At 68.2% G+C, this 19742-nt stretch carries 16 protein-coding genes; 7 read left to right on the forward strand and 9 right to left on the reverse strand.

Annotation, left to right across the window (positions count from 1 at the left end; all coding sequences use genetic code 11):
• Nucleotides 1-53: 53 nt before the first annotated feature.
• The 3 genes from M8859_RS22680 to M8859_RS22690 all read right to left on the reverse strand — a co-directional run bounded on the left by M8859_RS22680 (nucleotide 54) and on the right by M8859_RS22690 (nucleotide 1585).
• On the reverse strand, nucleotides 54-356 hold the full coding sequence (locus M8859_RS22680; RefSeq protein ID WP_159922943.1) for a WXG100 family type VII secretion target: 303 nt from the start codon (nucleotides 354-356) through the stop codon (nucleotides 54-56).
• A gap of 36 nt (nucleotides 357-392) precedes the next feature.
• Nucleotides 393-710 (reverse strand): WXG100 family type VII secretion target, encoded by a 318-nt coding sequence (locus M8859_RS22685; protein WP_159922945.1) that lies wholly within the window; start codon nucleotides 708-710, stop codon nucleotides 393-395.
• Nucleotides 711-1234: 524 nt separating this feature from the next.
• Entirely contained in the window at nucleotides 1235-1585 is a 351-nt protein-coding gene (locus M8859_RS22690) for a winged helix-turn-helix transcriptional regulator (RefSeq protein ID WP_159922947.1), read from the reverse strand.
• 100 nt (nucleotides 1586-1685) lie between these two features.
• On the opposite strand from M8859_RS22690, the gene M8859_RS22695 reads away from it, so the two are divergent.
• Nucleotides 1686-2570, forward strand: coding sequence for an NAD(P)-dependent oxidoreductase (locus tag M8859_RS22695; protein ID WP_159922949.1), 885 nt, complete (start codon nucleotides 1686-1688; stop codon nucleotides 2568-2570).
• Between the two features lie 31 nt (nucleotides 2571-2601).
• Here M8859_RS22695 and M8859_RS22700 read toward each other — a convergent pair whose 3' ends face one another.
• The 4 genes from M8859_RS22700 to M8859_RS22715 all read right to left on the reverse strand — a co-directional run bounded on the left by M8859_RS22700 (nucleotide 2602) and on the right by M8859_RS22715 (nucleotide 7960).
• Nucleotides 2602-4131 carry a serine/threonine-protein kinase gene (locus M8859_RS22700; RefSeq protein WP_372492893.1) on the reverse strand — a complete coding sequence of 510 codons (1530 nt, stop codon included), beginning with the start codon at nucleotides 4129-4131 and terminating at the stop codon, nucleotides 2602-2604.
• An 88-nt stretch (nucleotides 4132-4219) separates the two neighbouring features.
• Nucleotides 4220-5449: a DUF7373 family lipoprotein gene (locus M8859_RS22705; protein WP_249644131.1), complete on the reverse strand. Its 1230-nt coding sequence runs from the start codon at nucleotides 5447-5449 to the stop codon at nucleotides 4220-4222.
• Nucleotides 5446-6645, reverse strand: a complete 1200-nt coding sequence (locus tag M8859_RS22710) for a DUF7373 family lipoprotein (protein WP_236565387.1) — start codon at nucleotides 6643-6645, stop codon at nucleotides 5446-5448. The genes M8859_RS22705 and M8859_RS22710 overlap by 4 nt, the downstream gene beginning before the upstream one ends.
• Nucleotides 6646-6754: 109 nt before the next feature.
• Nucleotides 6755-7960 (reverse strand): DUF7373 family lipoprotein, encoded by a 1206-nt coding sequence (locus M8859_RS22715; RefSeq protein ID WP_249644132.1) that lies wholly within the window; start codon nucleotides 7958-7960, stop codon nucleotides 6755-6757.
• A gap of 142 nt (nucleotides 7961-8102) precedes the next feature.
• Here M8859_RS22715 and M8859_RS22720 point away from each other — a divergent pair, with 142 nt between their 5' ends.
• Nucleotides 8103-9449 (forward strand): FHA domain-containing protein, encoded by a 1347-nt coding sequence (locus M8859_RS22720; protein ID WP_249644133.1) that lies wholly within the window; start codon nucleotides 8103-8105, stop codon nucleotides 9447-9449.
• A gap of 5 nt (nucleotides 9450-9454) precedes the next feature.
• On the opposite strand, the gene M8859_RS22725 is transcribed toward M8859_RS22720, so the two are convergent.
• Entirely contained in the window at nucleotides 9455-10900 is a 1446-nt protein-coding gene (locus M8859_RS22725) for a neutral zinc metallopeptidase (RefSeq protein ID WP_159922961.1), read from the reverse strand.
• A 103-nt stretch (nucleotides 10901-11003) separates the two neighbouring features.
• On the opposite strand from M8859_RS22725, the gene M8859_RS22730 reads away from it, so the two are divergent.
• The 5 genes from M8859_RS22730 to glmM all read left to right on the forward strand — a co-directional run bounded on the left by M8859_RS22730 (nucleotide 11004) and on the right by glmM (nucleotide 17977).
• Nucleotides 11004-13496, forward strand: a complete 2493-nt coding sequence (locus M8859_RS22730; RefSeq protein WP_159922963.1) for an FHA domain-containing protein — start codon at nucleotides 11004-11006, stop codon at nucleotides 13494-13496.
• Nucleotides 13497-13596: 100 nt separating this feature from the next.
• Nucleotides 13597-15249, forward strand: coding sequence for a hypothetical protein (locus M8859_RS22735; RefSeq protein ID WP_159922965.1), 1653 nt, complete (start codon nucleotides 13597-13599; stop codon nucleotides 15247-15249).
• Nucleotides 15250-15425: 176 nt separating this feature from the next.
• Nucleotides 15426-15869, forward strand: a complete 444-nt coding sequence (rplM, locus tag M8859_RS22740) for a 50S ribosomal protein L13 (RefSeq protein ID WP_040864934.1) — start codon at nucleotides 15426-15428, stop codon at nucleotides 15867-15869.
• Nucleotides 15866-16384, forward strand: a complete 519-nt coding sequence (gene rpsI, locus M8859_RS22745; protein ID WP_159922967.1) for a 30S ribosomal protein S9 — start codon at nucleotides 15866-15868, stop codon at nucleotides 16382-16384. Before rplM ends, rpsI begins: the two co-directional genes overlap by 4 nt.
• A 216-nt stretch (nucleotides 16385-16600) precedes the next feature.
• Entirely contained in the window at nucleotides 16601-17977 is a 1377-nt protein-coding gene (gene glmM / locus M8859_RS22750) for a phosphoglucosamine mutase (protein WP_195071248.1), read from the forward strand.
• A 90-nt stretch (nucleotides 17978-18067) separates the two neighbouring features.
• Here glmM and M8859_RS22755 read toward each other — a convergent pair whose 3' ends face one another.
• A complete protein-coding gene (locus tag M8859_RS22755) occupies nucleotides 18068-19723 on the reverse strand; it encodes an ABC-F family ATP-binding cassette domain-containing protein (RefSeq protein ID WP_195071312.1) in 1656 nt (551 codons plus the stop codon).
• Nucleotides 19724-19742: the final 19 nt, after the last annotated feature.

A 19742-nucleotide genomic window follows, 5' to 3' on the forward strand; every position in this document is an offset into this window, starting at 1 on the left:
TTCGAGCCCCCGGCACCGAAGTACCGGGGGCTCGAATCAGCCGAGACGGGATCTCAGAAGAGGCCCGCCAGCGCGGTGTCGGTGCCCTGCAGGTCGGCGTTGCCGCTGCTGACCAGCTTGCCCGCGCTTTCCAGCGTGGTGTTCAGCTGGGTGACCTGCGTGTTCCACTGGGCCTGCAGTGAGGCGAACGCGTCGTTCGCGTCACCCTTCCAGTAGTTCGTCACGAAGTCGGTGACCTGCTTGTGGAAATCTTCGAGCATGGTCATGACGCTGCGCGCCTCGGCCACGATGGCCTGTGCGCCCGCATCGACTTCGCCGAAGTTGGAGGCAATCCGACCGGGGTCGTTCGCTACCATGGGGAGCTCCTTGTTGTCTGTGGTACGGCTATCGGATCAGGGGAGGTCCAGGCTGGAGGACTGCGCCGCCACCTGCTGGGCGAACTGCTGATCCTGATCCGCGAACTTCCGTCCGGCGTGAGCGAGCTTGTCCGAAGTCTGATCCAGCTGGTCGTTCAGCTTCCGCGCCTGGGCGAAGTAGCTGTCCATGAAGGTGTCGAACGCCTGGCGGGCCGCGCCGCTCCAGGTGGCGGTGGTCTGATCCGACTTGCTGTTCAGTGCGGTGATCGCGGTCTGCAGATCCTGGTGCCGCTGGCGGCAATTGTCTACAAACTTCGTGATCGCCTCTTCGCTCGCTTCGAGCTGTCCTGCCATTTCGGCTCCTTTCGGTTCCCGTCTCGGCCAACGGCGGAAGCCTCAGTTGGCCTGTACATCTGGTTGGACGCGGTGCGGGTCTGATCGGTTCCATCCCGACTCGAGAAAGTTCGGCCTCGAGAAGTTCGGTATCGCCCCACGGGATCAGGGCCCTGCGCCCCTCAGTCCGGCCCGTCCGTGATTTCGGCGGCCGCGCACGGGCCTGCTCGGAAGACCACGATGCGGTCCGGGCCTGCATGACTTGTAACGCCAGCGCTCGGCTCCCCTCCTTCCCCCTGCTCGCTGCTGTAATGATCGGCGAGTGGGCTGGCTGCGGTACACCTTACCGAACGCCTAAGTCCGCCGCTACCAGCAGATTGCAGTTCGACCATGGCGAAACCAGGTTGTCGCGGAACGCGAAAAGCCCTCGAAGCCTTCGCCGCAGCGGATGTGGCCGCTACACAGGATTCCGCTCGAACCCTTCGTGTTCGGGTGTCTCGAGTGGGTGCCTGGGGTGACTCGTAAGTGGCTGCCGGCCGGGCGTATCAGCGACGACCGGAGGGTGTGGAGTCGTCCATGAGATGTTCACGGCCCCAAGCTTCCAACGGGAGCAGGGCTTGGTTGAGCAGTTCGCCCAGCGGGGTCAAAGAGTACTCGACACGCGGGATCAACTCGTCGTATACCTCGCGATGGACGATCCCGTCGGCTTCCAGTTCGCGCAGCTGTGTGGTGAGCACCTTCTCCGTGACTCCCGGCACCTGGCGGCGTAGCTCACCGAAGCGGTGGGGGCGTTCGCTCAGGGGCCACAGAATCATCATCTTCCACTTGCCGTTCAGTATCGACAGTGTGGCGTCGAGCCCGCACGTGTACGCGCCCGGTCTGCGTGTGATCGGCACGACCACCCCTTTCAGCTGCCTGCTGGCTTACCCGGAAGTAGGTGCCCACTTCCATGTGCGTACTTGATCCACCCGGAATGCCCGGCCAAGAGTAGCCCGTATGTTCGATCATTCGAAGAAGTCGCTCACCGTCCTCGGTCTCGGAGATATGGGCTCGGCACTCGTCCGCTCATGGCTCACCGCCGGATACGCCGTCACGGTCTGGAACCGCAGTGCCCGGCGTGCGCCGGAGGGGGCGGTGGTCGCGGCCACCGCCGCTGAAGCCGTCGCCGCGAACGCTCTCGTCGTCGTTTGCCTTCTCGACGACGCGTCGGTTCGCGCGACTCTGGACGGCATCGACCTCACCGGCCGGGACATCGTCAACCTGACCACCAGCACCCCCGCCGAAGCCCGGGAGTTGTCCGGCTGGATCGCCGAGCGCGGCGGACGTTTTCTGGACGGCGGGATCATGGCCGTCCCGTCCATGATCGGTGTCGCCGACTCCGGCGGGTACGTCTTCTACAGCGGTTCGGTGGAGCTGCACGAGACCCACGCCGAGACTTTGGCCGTACCCGCCGGTGTCACCTACGTCGGGGCGGACGCCGGTTTCGCGGCTTTGTACGACATCGCTCTCCTCAGCGGAATGTGGGGCATGTTCGCCGGGGCCGCGCATGCCTTCGCCTTGATTGGTGGAGAGGACATCTCACCGGTGGAGTTCGCGCCCCTGCTGGTCGGCTATCAGCAGGCGATGGCCGGGTACGCGTACGGCACCGCCGCGCAGCTGGCGAGCGGCGACTACGCCGAGGACGTGGAGTCGAATTTGGCGATGATGGTCACGACGAACGCGACGCTGCTGCGTACCGCCGCCGAACAGGGCGTCAGCCCCGAACTCCTCACGCCCTTCATGGCATTGATGCAGCGCCGGGTCGCCGAGGGCGGGGGGAACGAGTCGACTACCGGCGTCGTGGACCTTCTGCGGCGTCGGCGATCGCAACCTGTGGAATGACCTTCACCCGGGGGACGCGCCGATCGACTTCCTACTTCACCCGATTGCGCAGCACCGGCACCAGACGTTCGAGCAAAGTCTGTTCGGAGGACGCGCTCCAATTGCGGACCGCGGCGACGGCTGCGGGATCGTCGAGCGGGATCACCGTGGCGCGTGTGCCCGCCACCTGGTACGGAAGGCCGAGTAGTCCACCGCCACCGGCCTTCTCGTCGCTGCGCACGGCCAGCACGTAACCGTCCGGTGCGACTTCCAGCCTGGAGGACCCCGTCAATTCCCGAGGTCCTGTCTCGTCACCCTGCCGTGCGTAGTTGAGGTTGTAGACGAATCCGAGATCCTCCAGGAACTTCGTCTGCGGGGTACCGCCGAGGAAGATCGAGACCTGCGAGCCGCGGGCCACGTCGACCATCGTGATCGTCTTGCCGCGGAACACCGGGTTGTTCGCCCGCGCCTGCTCCAGCGGCGACAGCGCGGCCGTACTGCTCGGCGTCGCGACCGCGGGCGCGGGCCCGGATTCGTCCCGGTTCAGTGCCCAGATGCCGATTCCCGCGGCGAGGGCGACGGTCACGACGCCGGCGGCCGCCGCGAGCAGCCAGTTCTTGCGTGCGGGTTGCCGGGGGACGGCTCCCTGGACGGAGACGGCGACGCGGGGATCGGTCCTGGGCCGCGGATCGAAAACCTGGATCGGATAGGTCGGGGAAGTGTTGGTGGCGACCGGGTTGTAGCCGGGAGTGAGCGCGGCGGCGGCGGCGTCGGTGAATTCGCGGCAGCTGGAGAAGCGGTCTGCCGGGTCCTTCGCCATGGCTCGGGCGAAGACATGGTCGATGGCAGGCGGCAATCCGGGGTGGACCGAGGTGGCCGACGGCGGGGGCTCGTGGAGATGCCCCATCATCACCAGGGCGGGTTGCGTTCCGGGGAAAGGGTTGCGCCCGGTGAGCAATTTGTAGAACGAGCACGCGAGACTGTAGACATCGGCGCGGTGGTCGAGCGGGCTGCCGGTGAGCTGCTCGGGCGGAGCATAGGCGATGGTCGCGACGAAACTGCCGGTCTGCGTGAGTTCGGTGGTGTCGTCATTGGCTTTCGCTACGCCGAAATCGGTGAGCAGGACGCGTTCTTCTTCGCCGTCGGCTGGGGTGGACAGCAGGAAATTCGCCGGTTTGACGTCGCGGTGCAGCAGGCCCTTGCGGTGCGCGTAGTCGAGGCCCTTACCGACCTCGGTCGTGATGCGCAGTGCGCGCAGCGGATTCATCGCGTGCGGGTCGCGGGCCAGTTCGGCGGCAGCATCGGTGCCGTCGACGTATTGCATGGCGATCCACAATTGGCCCTGTTCTTCACCACGGTTGTAGACCGAGACGATGTTCGGATGGTCGAGCCCGGCGGCGAGATTGGCTTCGCGTTCGAAACGCGTGCGGAACTCGTAGTCGCGGCTGAGTTCGCCGCCGAGCACCTTCAGCGCGTCGGTCCTGGGCAGGCTGGGATGTTTGGCCAGATATACCGTGCCCATGCCGCCCGCGCCGAGCACCCGCATAATTCGGTACCCGCCGACGATGGTCCCGGGGCTCATCGCCATCTTTTACGATCTCCTGACTCGACGCGGGCCGCTGCGCTCGCCACGCAGCATACTGGACCCCTGTCGCGACGAAAGTGCGGCATTATCGGCTGTTCGCGAAAATGGAATACTGCGCGGCGGCTCGTTGCTGAGCGTCCAGTAGTTGATTGGCGGCGACGAATCCCACGTATTCCTTGTACGCGACGACGCAGGTGAATCGTCGGTCGTCGAAAAGTCCGGACCGGTTCTCCACACAAGACGAATCCGGCAGATGCTGCGGTGGCTCGGCCGGGCCCGCTACCGTCGTGGGGGTGATACGTTCCGCGGCGACACGTCGCGCCGCCTCCGGGCTCGCCGTGCGAATCACCAAGGTGCCGCCGGAGGCCGCGAATTTCTCGGCGCCCATCGCCGTGAAACGTTGTTTCGCGTAATCGCGGTCTTCGGCGTATTGCATGATTCCGCGCAGACCGAACAGGGCGTGCGAGTCGTCGTAGCTCGGGGACTGGACCTCGGCCGGATTCAGGGTACGGCTCAGCAGATGGTCGGGGTCCCACGGCAGCCGCAACATCTCTTCTTCGGTCAGCGCAGGCAGTTGGTCGAGCAGTGGCAGCTGGACGTCGTACGCCTTCTCCGCCAGCGCGACCAAGGCGTTGCGATCAGGTGCGTTGGCCGAGACGAGGAACGCCACCACATAGGAACCGTGCGCGAGCACCGTACGCAGGAACGGAGAGCCGGGACGCCAGTGCGCTCGTGCCTGCGGCTGCCGCGGCAGCGTGAGGGGTTCGTTCTGATCGCGGTAGGCGCCGAAATCGGCATCGTGGAACTCGGTCGCGGCCTGGCGGGCACGCTCCGGGTCGGGGAACTGCATGACGGTCGTGCCGACCGTCGTGGAGTTGGGCCGTGGCTTGGTCGGCCACCCCGAGGGAAACAGGCTGATGTTCTGGTCGGATCCGTTGGTATGGAACCCGTACATCATCCGGTTCCGCTCGGCGATCGGCCGCATGTCCTCCGATCGCCCGAGTTCTCCGGGCAGTACCCCTTTGCTGACGCTCGCCGATGTCCAGCCGTACCTCATCCGCGGATCTATGTCGTATGCGGAGGCGACGTAATCGGCCAGCCGCATCGCGGCGACCTTCCCCATGTCGATGAACAGCGGTTGATAATCGTCGTCGTGGGCGTTCAGCGGCTCGGTGGGGTAGTTGCCATGGTCGAGACTGCGAACGTCGATCTCTCCCGGCTGCGCGGCACCCGGCATCGTGGAACCACAACCGGTGAGGATCACGGTGGCCACCGTGCACGCGAGCGCCGCGGCGGTGGTGCGGAATGTCGTCATGCGGCGTTCACCAACAACGCGTACTGAGACGAGATGCGCTGCTGCGCGTCGAGCAACTGATGCGACCACGCGAATGCCGCGTAGCGGTCGTAGGCCACCGAGCAGTAGAACCGGACGACGACCGTCTTGTTGCCGATGTACTCCTTGCATCGGGCGACGGGGAGGCCTTTCGGCGACTCGGCCGCGCGGAACTTCTTCGACAGGCCGCCGCGTTCCTCCCGCAACTGTATGGCCGCGGCGGCATCGCGGGTGCGGAACAGATCGGTCCCGTCGGTGGCGTACCGATCCGTTCCGGCCGCTTCGATCATCCTGCGGTCCTCGGCCGAATCGGTGGTGAAGTGCAACGCGCCATGGCCGGTGTAGGCGCCCGGCGGGTCGATCCAGGAATCTTCCCGTGGACGCGGCAGGGTTCGGTCCAGCATGCGGTCCATGTCGATCGGCAGCGTCATCAGCTGGTCGACGGGCGTCGGAGTGAAGCGGCCGATCGCCGGGACGACGGTGTCCAAACTCTTCTCGACCAGGGTGAGCAGCTGGGGAAGGTCGACCTTCTCCAGGAAGATCTTCACGTAGTCGAATACCCAGGTGTAAATGACGAACTTCCCGGTGGCGAACCACGAGCCGATCGACTGGGTCTGCGGTTGCCAATGCGCGTGCGCGGCGGGGTACTTCGGGATCTGCACCGGCGTATTCCGGTTGTTGGCCTCGAAGTCGACGCGTTCCAGGGCCGCGGCCGCGGCGGCCGCCTTCTGCTCGTCCGGGAAGATCAGGATCGCGTTGACCAGGTCCGTGCCGCGATTGTCCGGCGCGCTGCCCGCGCTGCTGAGGAACCCCGCGACGAACTCAGGTGCGGCTTCGGCGAAGCGGGAGACGTCCATGATCCGCCCGAGCGCACCCTTCGGCTCGAGGAAGATCTTGGAGATCGACGGATTCGCGGAGACGAACGCCGGGTCGATGTCCGACGGCAGCGGGACGAAGTTCGCCAGCCGCTCCGCCTCGATCATGCGCGCCTGCTCGGGATTCTTCGCGGTTCCCAGCGAACGTGGCTGGGTCGGGTAGTTGCCCACGTCGAGCTGCGCCAAGTCGATGGGTGGTGTGGTTTGCTCCGGCCCGGCCTCCGAGCCGCCGCACGCGGCGCCTGCGACGGCGACGACTGCGGCGAACGTCAGGGCACAGGCGGTTCGAATAGGTTTCGACATGACGCCGTGCTGCACTTCCCTCCCCTGATTGCGGTAGTTGCGCCGGAATCCTACTTCGGGCCCCCGGCGAGCGAAGACCGCGAAAATGGCGGCACCTACCCTGCTGAACTCAGAAACTGTTCGCCAACAGCGCATACTCCGCGGCGACCTTCTGTCGCACGTCCGGTTCCTTATCACTGGTGACGACTCCGACGTACCGCTTGTACGCCACGTAGCACCGGTACTTGTACTCCCGTTCCGCGTCACCCTTGCTGTTGAGCTGCAGGCACTTGGCGCCGGGAACGTCCCTGGGAGCGCCCAGCGGGTCGTAGTGGGCGCCTTCGCTCTCCAACAGGCCGGTGACCAGCTTCTGGGCGGCTTCCGCATCGCGGGTGCGGGCGACGTAGCTGTCGTCGACGAGGCCGATGTGGTCCACGCCCGCGTCCTCGATCAGGCGCAGGTGGACGGACTCGTCGTCGGCGCGGTGCACCGTGTGGTAACCGCCGTAGACGGCGAAGGACGCCGGGTCGGGAGCGCGGTCCTTGCGGTCGGCGACCGCGACGCGGGCGAGCAGGCCGTCCGGGTCGACCTCGAGGGAGTCGAGCTTGTTCTCCGGGGTGGCTGTGAACTCACCCAGCTGCGCGACCTGGGCGGCAAGGGTTTTGTCGACCCATTTCACGAGGTCGTCGCCATCGGCGGTGGGCCGCTGGATGAACAAGGAGATGACGAACTCCTTGTGCGCCATGAAGGTGCCGACAGTCGGAACGCCGGGTCGCCAATGGATGTGGGCGTCGGGATATTTCGTCGACGACAGTTTGCGGTTGTCCGGGGAGATGGCGATGTCGACGTCTTCGAGTTCGCGCGCGGCCAGCTTCGCGGTGGCCTCGTCGGGAAAACGGAACAGGGCGTTGGTGACCGCCGTGGCATCCGGGGCCGGGTTGGACTGGCCCGCGGGATCGGGGCGGTCCGCGCCGCTGGCGGCGTACCCGACGATCAGCTTGCGGTTGTCGAAGACCGGTTTGGACACCTTGGCCACGAAGTTCAGCGCCTGCTCGGCGTCGGTCACGACGGTGCTGCCGCGCCCGAACTTCAGCATTGGGTCGATGCGCACGGTCGGGACCACGGCATCGGACATCCGCATGCCTTCCAACAGCGCGCCCTTGCCGCCGGAGTCCTGGCTGTAGTCGTGCTTGTCGATTGGATAGGTGCCGACTTCCAGCACGCGTACATCGATCTCGCCCGCGGTCGGCGTTCCCTGCACGCCTGCGCAACCGGCCAGCATCCCCGCCAGTGCCAGGCAAGACGCGGTGAGCGCGATGCGTTGCGTCCGAACCATCTCAGGCCCCTCGTTCCTCCCGTTACTGACACTGAAGTTACCCGACGGACGACGGGGAGGGGGACCGGTGGTGTTCGTATTGCCATACCCTTGTGGGTGTGGCGACGACCTTGCACTGCACCCCCGGTGGAGGCCGATACCGTTGAAGGATCGGCAGGTCGAAGTCGTCGTAGGCAGCCACGCCGTGGCCAGGGTCGCGGGGGCGGTCGTAGTCGTCGCGCACCGCAGGCCGGGCAGGCCGACGCAGGACTCGCCCGCCGTCGTCGCTGTCGAATCACTGGCCGAACTGGTGCGCGAGGCGACCGATCGGGAACCGGACGGTCCCGGAGCCCTGGTGGCCCGGCAGGCCACGCGCTGGCTGATGAAACACGCCGAGCGGATCAGCCCGGGGGAACCGATCGACTTCGGCATCCTCTCGCTCGCCGAGAACGGGGGCTTGGCGATCTTCTTGCACGGAGCGGTCACCGCCGTGCTGGCCGGTGACGGCGCCGTCGAGCGGTATCGCGGCAGCGACGCGGCCTTCACGGTGGACCGGGTCGCCGCGATTCCCGCGCGGGCGGCGGCGTTGTTCGTCGACGACGGGAAGGGCCGCATCCCGGATCTGCCGCCGGAGCGCGGCATCGGCTGGCTGGTCGAGGGCATCGCGCAGGCGGGCGGCGCGATCGTCTGGTCGGAGGGTTCCCGCGCCGGTATGCCCGCGAACAGCCACGCGTCCCGTCCACCGGGCACGCATCGCCGCCCGGAGTCGCCGCCGCTGCCGACGGCGCGCATCGAACCCGAGCCCACCGCATCGGAACGGCAGCACCGGCCCGAGCCGGAGCCGCGGCACGTGCTCGGCCAACCGCGGTACCCGACCGCGCCGTCGACCGCGATGCTCGACGCGGAGGCCGAGCAGCCGCCGATCGATCCGCACCACGCGCCCACCCAGGTGGGTGGCACCAACCCCGCGCCGCAGCCGGATCCGCAACTGCGGCGCAGGCTGGAGGCCACTGCGAAAGCCACCGCGCTCACCGTCAAAGTCATGGGATTCAAGTGCGCCCGAGCGCATCCCAGCGATCCGCGGGCGGCGTTCTGCACCGTGTGCGGGATGCCGGTGGACCAGACGCAGGCGCTGATCGAAGTGGTCCGCCCGCCGCTGGGCATGCTGATCCTCGACGACGGCATGACCTACATGCTCGCCGCGGACGCGGTGATCGGGCGCGATCCGGAGCGTTCCCCCGCCGCGGAGAGCGGACTCGTCCCGCTGCGCGTCGACGACGCCTCCGGCGGCATGTCCCGGGCCCACGCGGAGATCCGCTTGGTGAACTGGGACGTGATGGTGGTGGACTGCGGTTCGACCAACGGCACCCGGACCCGGCTGCCGGGCTACCGCGATTGGATGCGCCTGGCGGCGAACCAGTCCACGGTGCTGCTACCGGGCACCGAGATCATGCTCGGCAACCGGGTGCTGCGCTTCGAACTGGCCGCGCCGCCGCCGTTCGGCCGCTGAGCGCGCTAGGCATAGCGTGCGGCGCAGATGCTCTCGCCGTTCAGGACGCCCGCGCGGAAGGCCTCGACCCGGGAGAAACCACTGGGAACGGTCCTGCCTTGGGCGTCGCTCGCGGCCAAGCCGTCGGTGAGCAGACCCGATACCGCCTCGTCCAGATCGCCTGCGGCGAGCTTGATATCGCCCTGACTCACCGGTCGGCCGGATTCGGCGAGCTTGCCGGTGACCACTCCGGACAGACAAGCCGCGCGCAGTCCGGTCTTGGCGCCCACCAGGCTCTGGCCGCGGCTCTGCTGGACGGCCAGGGTATATCGGGAGATGAACACGATGTAGCCGTTGTAGTCGCCGGTCACTTTGAGCGGCAGCGGGTCGTCCTCGCCGGAGTTCGAGGTACCCCGCTCGGCGAGCCCGGGAATGTCCGCGGCGATCGTGTTCTTCGCGGGGCAGTACGACACCGGTTCGGTGACCACGCCGTTGCGGCATTCGATCTTCGCTCGGGAGTAGTCGTAGGTCGGCTCGTGATCGACCGGCAGAATGAACTCGAGCGCTTTGGTGAGTTCGATCAGGCTTTCCTTGGTGATCGGGAATTCGCCGTGCCCTTGGTCGTCGCTGAAACTCTGGGGCAGGTTCGCGCGGCGCTGGTCGATCTCGTCCTGGTCGATGCCCTTGCACCCCTTGGGGCCGTCGGTGAAACCGATCTGCACCGCGGTGACGCGTTCGAAGGCCGAGCCGTGCACGCTCTCCGGGTCGTCGGGGTCGGAGTCGCGGATGGCGACGGTGGCGGCGAGCACCGAGTTCAGGCCGTCGGAGGTGTTGATCGTGAAGTGCCGGGCCTTGCCTTCGGCGACGTGCCGCATGAACGCCCCCGCGAAGCAGTCCGCCTGCTGCTCTTTGACGATCACCGGGTCCTTCGGCCCGACGATCTTGGCCATGGTCTGCACCGCGTGCCCGTACTCGTGCGCGAGCACCATCACCACGGCCATCTTGCCGAAGGCCTCCTCCATGGTGGGAAGCAGCACCGACCGATCCCAGCCGATGGAATTGTCCAAGCGGCAGTAGGCGGCGTTCACCAAGCGGTAGGTGGTCTCCTTGCAGAACTCGACCGCCTCGCTGCGCCCAGCCTTCGCGCTCCACGACAGCAGCTTCTCCACCGGCTTGAACTCGCCTTGGAATTCCTTGCCGAACTCGCCGCGCCAGTAGGTCTGGATGTCGTCGACGGCGTTGAGCGCCAGCGTGTCCACGGCCCCGCCGTCGCCATTCGTCGCGGTCAGTGGGCTGTCCGGGACGCCGGTGCGCGGTCCGCTGGGTCCGCTCGTGGTCGGCAGTCCGGCGACCTTGAACGGATCGTCGTAGACGGATACGGCGCGGCCGTCGACCACTCGGGTGCAGCCCCCGGCCAGTATCAGAACACCCAGCAGCGCCGCGACCAGCGAGGTCGCTCCCACTCTCGGCAAGGTTCCCCCTCGTCGACCGGTACAGCGTTCACGTCGCCGGATCGCGGCAATTGGCGCATCGGGGGCACCGCCGATGTCCGGGTGATGGAATAGTATCCGCTGCATGTCTTCACCGGGGGCGCAGACCATCACCGTGCGCCATGATGGAAACGAACGAGTATTCGATTCGAGCCAGCAGGTCACGATGGGCCGCGCGCCGGAGGTGACGCTGTTCGTCGACAGCCCGCTCGTTTCTCGTGTGCACGCGACGCTGGCCTGGCAGGGCAGCGCCTGGGTGTTGACCGACAACAGGAGCACCAACGGGGTGTTCGTCGACGCGCGCAGGCTGACCCAGCCGGTGTCGATCGACCGGCCAACCCAGGTCCGGCTCGGTGACGCCATCAGCGGTCCGCTGTTGCATCTGCTGCCGGCGAGCCCGCAACCACCGCACCGGCCTTCGGTGCGACCCCCGCAGCAGGCGCCCCAGGCGCAGCCCGGTCCGCCGCCGCAGGCGGTCCGGCGACCCGCGCAGCAGTTCCAGCGTCCGCACTATTCCCCGCCGCAGGACACGCCCGCGCCCGCGCTGAACGTCAACATGACGACCAGGGCCGAGACCTCGAACATGCCGCCGGTCCGGGCCAGGGCCGCCACGGCGCCCATCGCCCGCGCCGACCGGATCCCGCAGACCGGGCTGAGCATCGGCCGCACCACCGACAACCAGATCGTCGTCAACGATCCGCTGGCCTCGCGCAAGCACGCCCGTCTGGTCGCCTCCGCCGAGGGGCTCACCATCGAGGACCTCGGTTCGGCCAACGGCACGTTCGTCAACGGCCACCGCCAGCAGCGGGTGGTGCTGCGCGAACGGGACATCATCACCGTCGGCAACGTCGACTTCGTCGTCCAGCAGGGCACATTGGTGCACCGGCAGAAGCCGGTCGCCGAGCAGGGCCTCGCGGTGCACGGGGTCGGCTTCACCGTCGAGGGCAACAAGCAACTGCTCGTCGACGTGAACATGTCGGCCAGTCGCGGGACGCTGACCGCGCTGATCGGGCCCTCCGGTGCGGGCAAGTCGACGCTGTCGCGCCTGATCGCAGGCACCACCCGGCCCTCGGGCGGCGTGGTCACCTTCGAGGGGCGCAACCTGCACGCCGAGTACGAGGCGCTGCGTTCCCGCATCGGCATGGTGCCGCAGGACGACGTGCTGCACCGCCAGCTCACGGTGCGCCAGGCGCTCGGTTTCGCGGCCGAGCTGCGGCTGCCCCGGGACAACAGCAAGCAGGACCGGCAGAAGGTCATCGACGGTGTATTGCAGGAGCTTTCGCTCACCGAGCACGCCGACACCAGGGTCGACCGCCTTTCCGGCGGTCAGCGCAAACGCGCTTCGGTGGCGCTGGAGTTGCTGACCGGCCCGTCGCTGCTGATCTTGGACGAACCGACCTCCGGCCTCGATCCGGCACTGGACCGCCAGGTCATGGTGATGCTGCGCGAGCTGGCCGACGCCGGCCGCGTGGTGATCGTGGTGACCCACTCGGTGGCGCACCTGGACATGTGCGACCAGGTGCTGCTGCTGGCCCCCGGCGGCAAGACCGCCTACTGCGGCAACCCGGCCGGTGTCGGCGCGGCGCTCGGCACCAGCGACTGGGCGGAGATCTTCGCCAACGTCGCGGCCAACCCGGATCAGGCGTTCGCGGCCTATCGCTCCCGGCAGGCGTTCGCACCGCCGCCTCCGCCGCCTCCGCAGCCGTACGGGTCCGCGGGCAGTCCACCGCAGTCCAGTCGCGGAAAGCAGTTCTCGACCCTGGCGCGCCGTCAGATCCGGCTGATCCTGGCCGACCGCGGTTATCTCACGTTCCTCGTGATCCTGCCGTTCATCCTCGGTGCGCTCTCGCTGGTGGTGCCGGGGAAGAACGGTTTCCAACGCGGCGCGTTGAAAGCGCTGCCGGACGGCACATTCGTGCCGGAGGGCGGCAGTGAGACGCAGCAGCTACTGGTGGTGCTCATTCTGGGTGCCTGCTTCATGGGCTCCACGCTCACAGTGCGCGACCTGGTCGGCGAACGGACCATCTTCCACCGCGAACGCGCTGTCGGGCTGCTGCCTTCGGCGTACCTGATGGCTAAGATCGCCGTGTTCAGCCTGACCGCGCTGCTGCAATCAGCGGTGCTGGTCGGCATCGTGCTCGCGGGCAAGAAGCGTCCTGGAGAGGGGGCGGTGCTGGCCTCCGGCAGCGCGGAGCTGTACATCGACATCGCGCTGACCGCGATCTGCTGCGTGGTCCTCGGCCTGTTGCTCTCGTCGCTGGCGAAGTCGAACGAGCAGGTGATGCCGTTGCTGGTGGTGGCCATCATGTGCCAGCTGGTGATGGCGGGCGGTCTGATCCCGGTCACCGGCCGCATCGTGCTGGAGCAGGTGTCCTGGCTGTTCCCGGCGCGCTGGGGCTACGCGGCCGGTGCGTCGACGGTGAACGTCCGTGAGTTGTTCCTGAACGCGCAGCCCGACACGCTCTGGCAGCACAAACCGGAGATCTGGGCGCTGGACGCGGGCGTGCTGCTGTTGATCACCGTGGTACTGGCGGTCCTCACCTGGCGCCGCTTGCGACTGAAGAAGTCGGCGGCGTGACGCGGCTTCGAGCGTTCGCGGGCGCCCCGGTGCGCGAAAGCGGCTCCGAGCGGCGCGGGAGGGCAACGACGAGCATCTCGGCCGCGAACCGGGCACACTTATGCCTGTGACGGTGCGAGTAGGGGCAGTGCATCTCGGCTGGGATGTGGTGTCTGTGGCGGCCGGTGGCGGTGGCATCCCCATCCGCCCGGTGCAGGTGGAGGGTATGTGGACGCCGCCGGCCTATCTGCTGGCGGATTCGTCGGGCCGGTTGCATACGGCGGGCGTGGAACGCAACAGGCCGGATCTCGGAATGGCGATCGCCGACGTGCGCGACATCCTCGGACATCCGCAGATCGTGGTCGCGGGCGCGACGTGGCCCGCGGAGCTGGTCTTCCGCGCGCGCATGTACAACCCGCTCGCGGAGATCGGCAAACACTTGCGCGGCAAACCGGACCTGGTGGCGCTGCCCTTCCCGGACAACTGGCCGGAGGAGAAGGTCGAGGTATACGCCTCGATGGTGGAACAGCTCGACGTGATGGTGGAGCCGCTGCCGGAGAGCGTCGCGCTGTCCGGCTACGTCCGAGCGCTCGGACTGGTGCACCCGCCGGACCGCTCCATGCCGCACGGCATCGGCGCGACGGGCGTGTACTCCGACGGCCGCAGCATGCTGGTGGTCGCGGTGCACGGCGACGACGAGCAGCCCACCGAGTCGGTCGACGTTCCGGTCGACGCGGAGGCCATGCGCGATGCCAGGTCGGCGGACGACGTGGTGATCGAGGTGATGGCCGCTGCGCGTTCGATCGGCGCGGACACCTCGACGGTCCTGCTGTCGGGCAACGTGCGCTTCAACGACGCGTTGCGCCTGGCTTTCCAGAACCATCTCGGCCACCGGCTGCACGTGGCCGACCATCCGATGCACGCGCTCGTGCTCGGCGCGGCGCACCTGCTGGTCAGCGACACCGAAGCCGAGGAGCCCGAGCCGGCGGGCAGGCATGCCGAGCCTGTCCCGCAGCGCCCGGTGGACGCGCGGCCCCAGGCCGAGTACCCCGCGCCGCCGCAACCCGCGGACGCCGGACAGCGATCGACCGGGCCGGTGCCCGGCGTCCAGTACGGGCCGGGATACCCGACCCAGCACGACGAGGCGCCGCGGGGTCTCCCGCCGAACCTCGCCGAGCTGGGCAGTCGCTTCACCCGGCCGCCGAGCGCGCCCGACGAGCAGCAGACCGGGCGTCCGCAGGGCGACCTCGCGGGCCCGCCGTCGGGGCCGCTGCCCGGTGGGCCGGTGCCGCCGCTGGGCCCGCAGCCGCCCTACTCGGGCGCACCGGAGCCGTTACACGGCGGACAGCGCCAGGACGCCTGGCAGGACCCGGAGTCCGATGCGGACGATCGGCACCGCAAGGGCAAGCTCTGGAACAAGATGAAGGGCAATTTGTTCGGAGCGAACACCGTCGCCGGGGCAGTGGCACTGGCCGTGGTCGCGCTTCCGTCCGGAGGCGATCGGGTCGAGCTGACCGCGCGGCAGGTCGTGGGGGACACGGGATCGGTGGTCGCGGAGGAGATGGCCGCCGACGGTGCGGCCGAGCCGGTCGCGTGTCCGAGCGTCCCCTACGCGATCACCAAGCCCAGACCGGGAGTCACCACAGCGCGGGGGAACGGGCCCGAAGGCCACGAAAGCGTCGCCGAGTGCGGGCGGCCGGACGTCGACACCCTGCGTTACCTGGTCCCCGGCCCGCCCGGAGCCATGGACTTCGGTCCGCCGATCGAAATCTGACGCGATTTCTTCCCGCGATACCCCACTGGTATCGTGGCTCGTTGGCGTGTGGAACGTCCGGTCGATCCCTGGTGGATCGCCCGAGCGTCCACCGAGCCCCGGGTCTCCACCGGCCGCCGGGAACACTCTCGACCGCACGCTCGGCTGGCAACACCGACGACAGACAGGGAAGCACTGTGCCTACGTACAGCCCCAAGGCGGGTGACGTGACCCGTAAGTGGTACGTCATCGACGCCACTGACGTAGTGCTCGGCCGTCTCGCCGTCCAGGCAGCGAATCTGCTGCGTGGCAAGACGAAGCCGACCTACGCCCCGCACGTCGATGGTGGCGATTTCGTCATCATCATCAATGCCGACAAGGTCGCCATCAGCGGCAACAAGCGGCAGGACAAGCTGATCCACCACCACTCCGGGCACCCGGGCGGCCTCAAGTCGCGGACCGTCGGTCAGGTGTTGGAGACCCGTCCCGATCGGCTCGTGGAGAAGGCCGTCAAGGGCATGATCCCGAAGAACAAGCTCGGTAACGCCATCGCGGGCAAGCTGAAGGTCTACGCTGGCCCCACGCACCCGCACGCCGCTCAGCAGCCCATTCCGTTCGAGATCAAGCAGGTGGCCCAGTGACCGCTCCCGAGGAATTCAACGAGGACTTCGTCGAGGAATTCGACGCTGCCGAGCCCGTCGAGGACGGTGCGGGTTACGAGGACTCCGAGGCTTCGGACTCTTCCGAGACCTACGCTCCGGTCGTGATCGACCGCCCGGTGCAGACCGTCGGCCGCCGCAAGGAGGCCGTCGTGCGCGTGCGCCTGCTGCCCGGCTCCGGCAACTTCGTGCTCAACGGCCGCACCATCGAGGACTACTTCCCGAACAAGGTGCACCAGCAGCTGGTCAAGTCGCCGCTGGTGACCGTCGAGCGCACCGAGAACTTCGACGTGCACGCCCGCCTGGTCGGCGGCGGCCCGTCCGGCCAGGCAGGCGCCTTGCGGCTGGCCATCGCCCGCGCGCTGATCGAGGTCACCCCGGACGATCGTCCCGCCCTCAAGCGGGCCGGCTTCCTGACTCGTGACCCGCGTGCCACCGAGCGTAAGAAGTACGGTCTGAAGAAGGCGCGCAAGGCGCCGCAGTACTCGAAGCGCTGATTTCGGCATCGTCGGCCCTCCGCATCCGGCGCCCTCGCGGTGCCGGAGGCGGTACGGTCGACGCGGCAGCTGTACGAGAGCAGGCTTCCAGCGAACAGCTGGTCGCCTGCTCTCGCGCTGTATGAAGATGTGGCGTGCGTGGGGCTTGCATGGTGCACAGTCCGGTGCCTCCCAGGGCCGACGCTCACGTCACGGATCACCAATGAGGGGCGAGGTATGGGACGGTTGTTCGGCACCGACGGAGTCCGCGGGCTTGCCAACGAGTCGCTGAGTCCGGAGTTCGCGCTGCGCGTTTCCGGAGCGGCCGCGCAGATCCTGAGCCGGGGCAAGAAGCGTGCGCTCGCGGTGGTCGGCCGCGATCCCCGGGCCAGCGGAGAGATGCTCGAGGCCGCGGTGACCGCCGGCCTGACCGCGGCGGGCGTGGACGTGCTCTCGGTGGGAGTGCTGCCGACGCCGGCCGTCGCCTACCTCACCGGTCTGTACGATGCCTGTCTCGGCGTGATGATCTCCGCCTCGCACAACCCCATGCCGGACAACGGCATCAAGATCTTCGCCGCGGGCGGGCACAAACTCGACGACGCGATCGAGGACCGGATCGAGGCGCTCGTCGCCGCGGACACGCCGTTCCGCCCGACCGGCGCCGGTATCGGACGGGTGCGCAGCGCGGCGGGCGCGCGGGATCACGGGCTGGTCATCCCGGACCAGTACAGCCTCGCGGGCACCCACGAGCGTTACGTGGAGCACCTGGTGGAGGCGACCGGCCAGGACCTGTCCGGGCTGACCGTCGTAGTCGACTGCGCGCACGGCGCCGCCGCCGAGGTGGGGCCCGCCGCGTATCGCGAGGCGGGAGCGACAGTGATCGCCATCAACGCCGAACCCGACGGGCTGAACATCAACGACGGCTGCGGCTCGACCCATCTCGACCAGGTGCGGGCCGCGGTAGTGGAGCACGGGGCAGACCTGGGCCTGGCGCATGACGGCGACGCCGACCGCTGCCTGGCCGTCGACGCCTACGGCAACGTGGTCGACGGTGACGCGATTCTGGCCATCCTGGCGCTGGCCATGCACGAGGCGGGCGAGCTGGCCGAAAACACCCTGGTCGCCACCGTGATGAGCAACCTCGGTCTGCACATCGCCATGCGCGCGGCCGGAATCATTTTGCGCACCACCGCGGTCGGCGACCGTTACGTGCTCGAGGAGTTGCGGCGCGGCGGCTACACGCTGGGTGGCGAGCAGTCGGGGCATGTGGTGTTCCCCCGCCACGGCACCACCGGTGACGGCATCCTGACCGGCCTGCGCCTGATGGCCCGGATGGCGCAGTCCCGGCGCACTCTGGCCGACCTGGCGAGTGTGCTGCAAACCGTGCCGCAGATCCTGGTGAACGTGCCGGTCAGCGACAAAGCCGTGGTCGCGCGCGCACCGGAGGTGCGGGAAGCGGTGCTGGAGGCGGAGCGGACGCTCGGCGACTCCGGACGAGTACTGCTGCGGCCCAGCGGCACCGAGGAACTGGTGCGGGTGATGGTGGAGGCCACCGATCCGGCGCAGGCGCGGCAGCTGGCGGACGATCTCGCCAAACGGGTAGCGGCTGTGTGATTTCGCCGGCGCCTTCGGCGCTGGGTGTGCGGTCTCGCTTCGCTCGAAACGGGAATTGCGGTGCGCTGGGCAGTATACGCGCGCCCGGTGTCAGTGCGTCTCGGTGAGTACGCCGGCAGCTATGTGCCAGCGACGGGTCGCGCGGACGGTGTCGAGCATGCGGCGGTCGTGGGTGACGAGCAAGAGTGTGCCGGTGAACGATTCGACGGCCTGCTCCAGCTGTTCGATGGCGACGAGGTCCAAGTGGTTGGTCGGCTCGTCCAGCACGAGCAGGTTCACCCCGCGGGCTTGGAGCAGTGCGAGGGCGGCGCGGGTGCGTTCACCGGGGGAGAGGGTGTCGCACGGCCGCAGCACGTGCGGGCCGCGCAGACCGAATTTGGCCAGCAGTGTCCGCACTTCCGCCTCCGGCAGGTCGGGTACCGCGGCCCCGAATGTGTCGGCCAAGGCGGCGGTTCCGCGGAAAAGTTCGCGTGCCTGGTCCACCTCCCCGATCTCCACACCGGAGCCCAGGCTCGCGGTCCCGCTGTCCGGCCGGAGCTTACCCAGCAACAACGCCAGCAAGGTGGACTTCCCGGAGCCGTTCGCCCCGGTGAGTACGATGCGGTCCGCCCAGTCGACCTGGGTGGTGATCGGTCCCAGAGTGAAGTCGCCGCGGGTGACCCTCGCCCGGGACAGCGTCGCCACCACCGAGCCGCTGCGCGGGGCCGTGGCGATGCTCATGCGCAGCTCCCACTCCTTGCGCGGCTCCTCCACTGCCTCCAATCGTTCGATGCGGCGCTGGGTCTGCCTGGCTTTGGCGGCTTGCTTCTCGGTCGATTCGGCCCGCATCTTGCGGCCTGCCTTGTCCGAATCCAGCTTCCTGGGATCACGCGCCTTACGGCGTGCGTTGCGGACGCCGTGCTCGAGCCAGTTGCGCTGCATCTGCGCGCGGGCCTCCAGGCTCGCTCTGGTGTCGGCGTACTCCTCGTAGGACTCGCGCGCGTGCTGCCGAGCGATCTCGCGCTCCATCAGATACGACTCGTAACCGCCGTCGTACTGCCCCACCTGTTGCTGGGCGAGGTCCAGCTCCACGATGCGATTCACGGTGCGCGCCAGAAATTCCCGATCGTGGCTGATCACCATCAGCGGCACCCGCACGCCCGCGACGAACCGCTCCAGCCGGGCCAGGCCGTCCAGGTCCAGGTCGTTGGTCGGCTCGTCCAGCAGCAGGATGTCGAAGCGCGACAGCAGGACCGAGGCCAGCCCGGCGCGTGCGGCCTGGCCACCGGACAAACCGGTCATCGGCGTGTCCAGGCCGCTCGGCAGGCTGTCGGCGAGGCCGAGGTCGGCGGCCACCTCGTGGGCGCGCTGGTCCAAGTCGGCGCCGCCGAGAGCCAGCCAGCGATCCAGCGCGGGGGAGTACTCATCCGGCCCGCCTTCGGCGAGTCGCTCGGCCGCGGCGTCCATCGTCCGCTGGGCCGCGGTGACTCCCGTTCGGCGACTGAGGAAATCGAAGACGGTCTCACCCGCGACACGCTGCGCCTCCTGCGCCAGGTAACCGACCGTCGCGTCCGGCGGACTGAGCGTGATGCTGCCCGTCGGCGCCTGCCGCTCGGCGAGCATGCGCAGCAGCGTCGACTTACCCGCGCCGTTCACGCCGACCAGGCCGATCACGTCGCCCGGCGCGAGGGTCAGATCGAGGTCGGCGAACAGCGTGCGCTCGCCGTGACCGGCCGACAGGCCGCGGGCATGCAGAGTGGTGCTCACCAGCACGAGTCTGCCGTGC

It is taken from the genome of Nocardia sputi, from assembly GCF_023501985.1.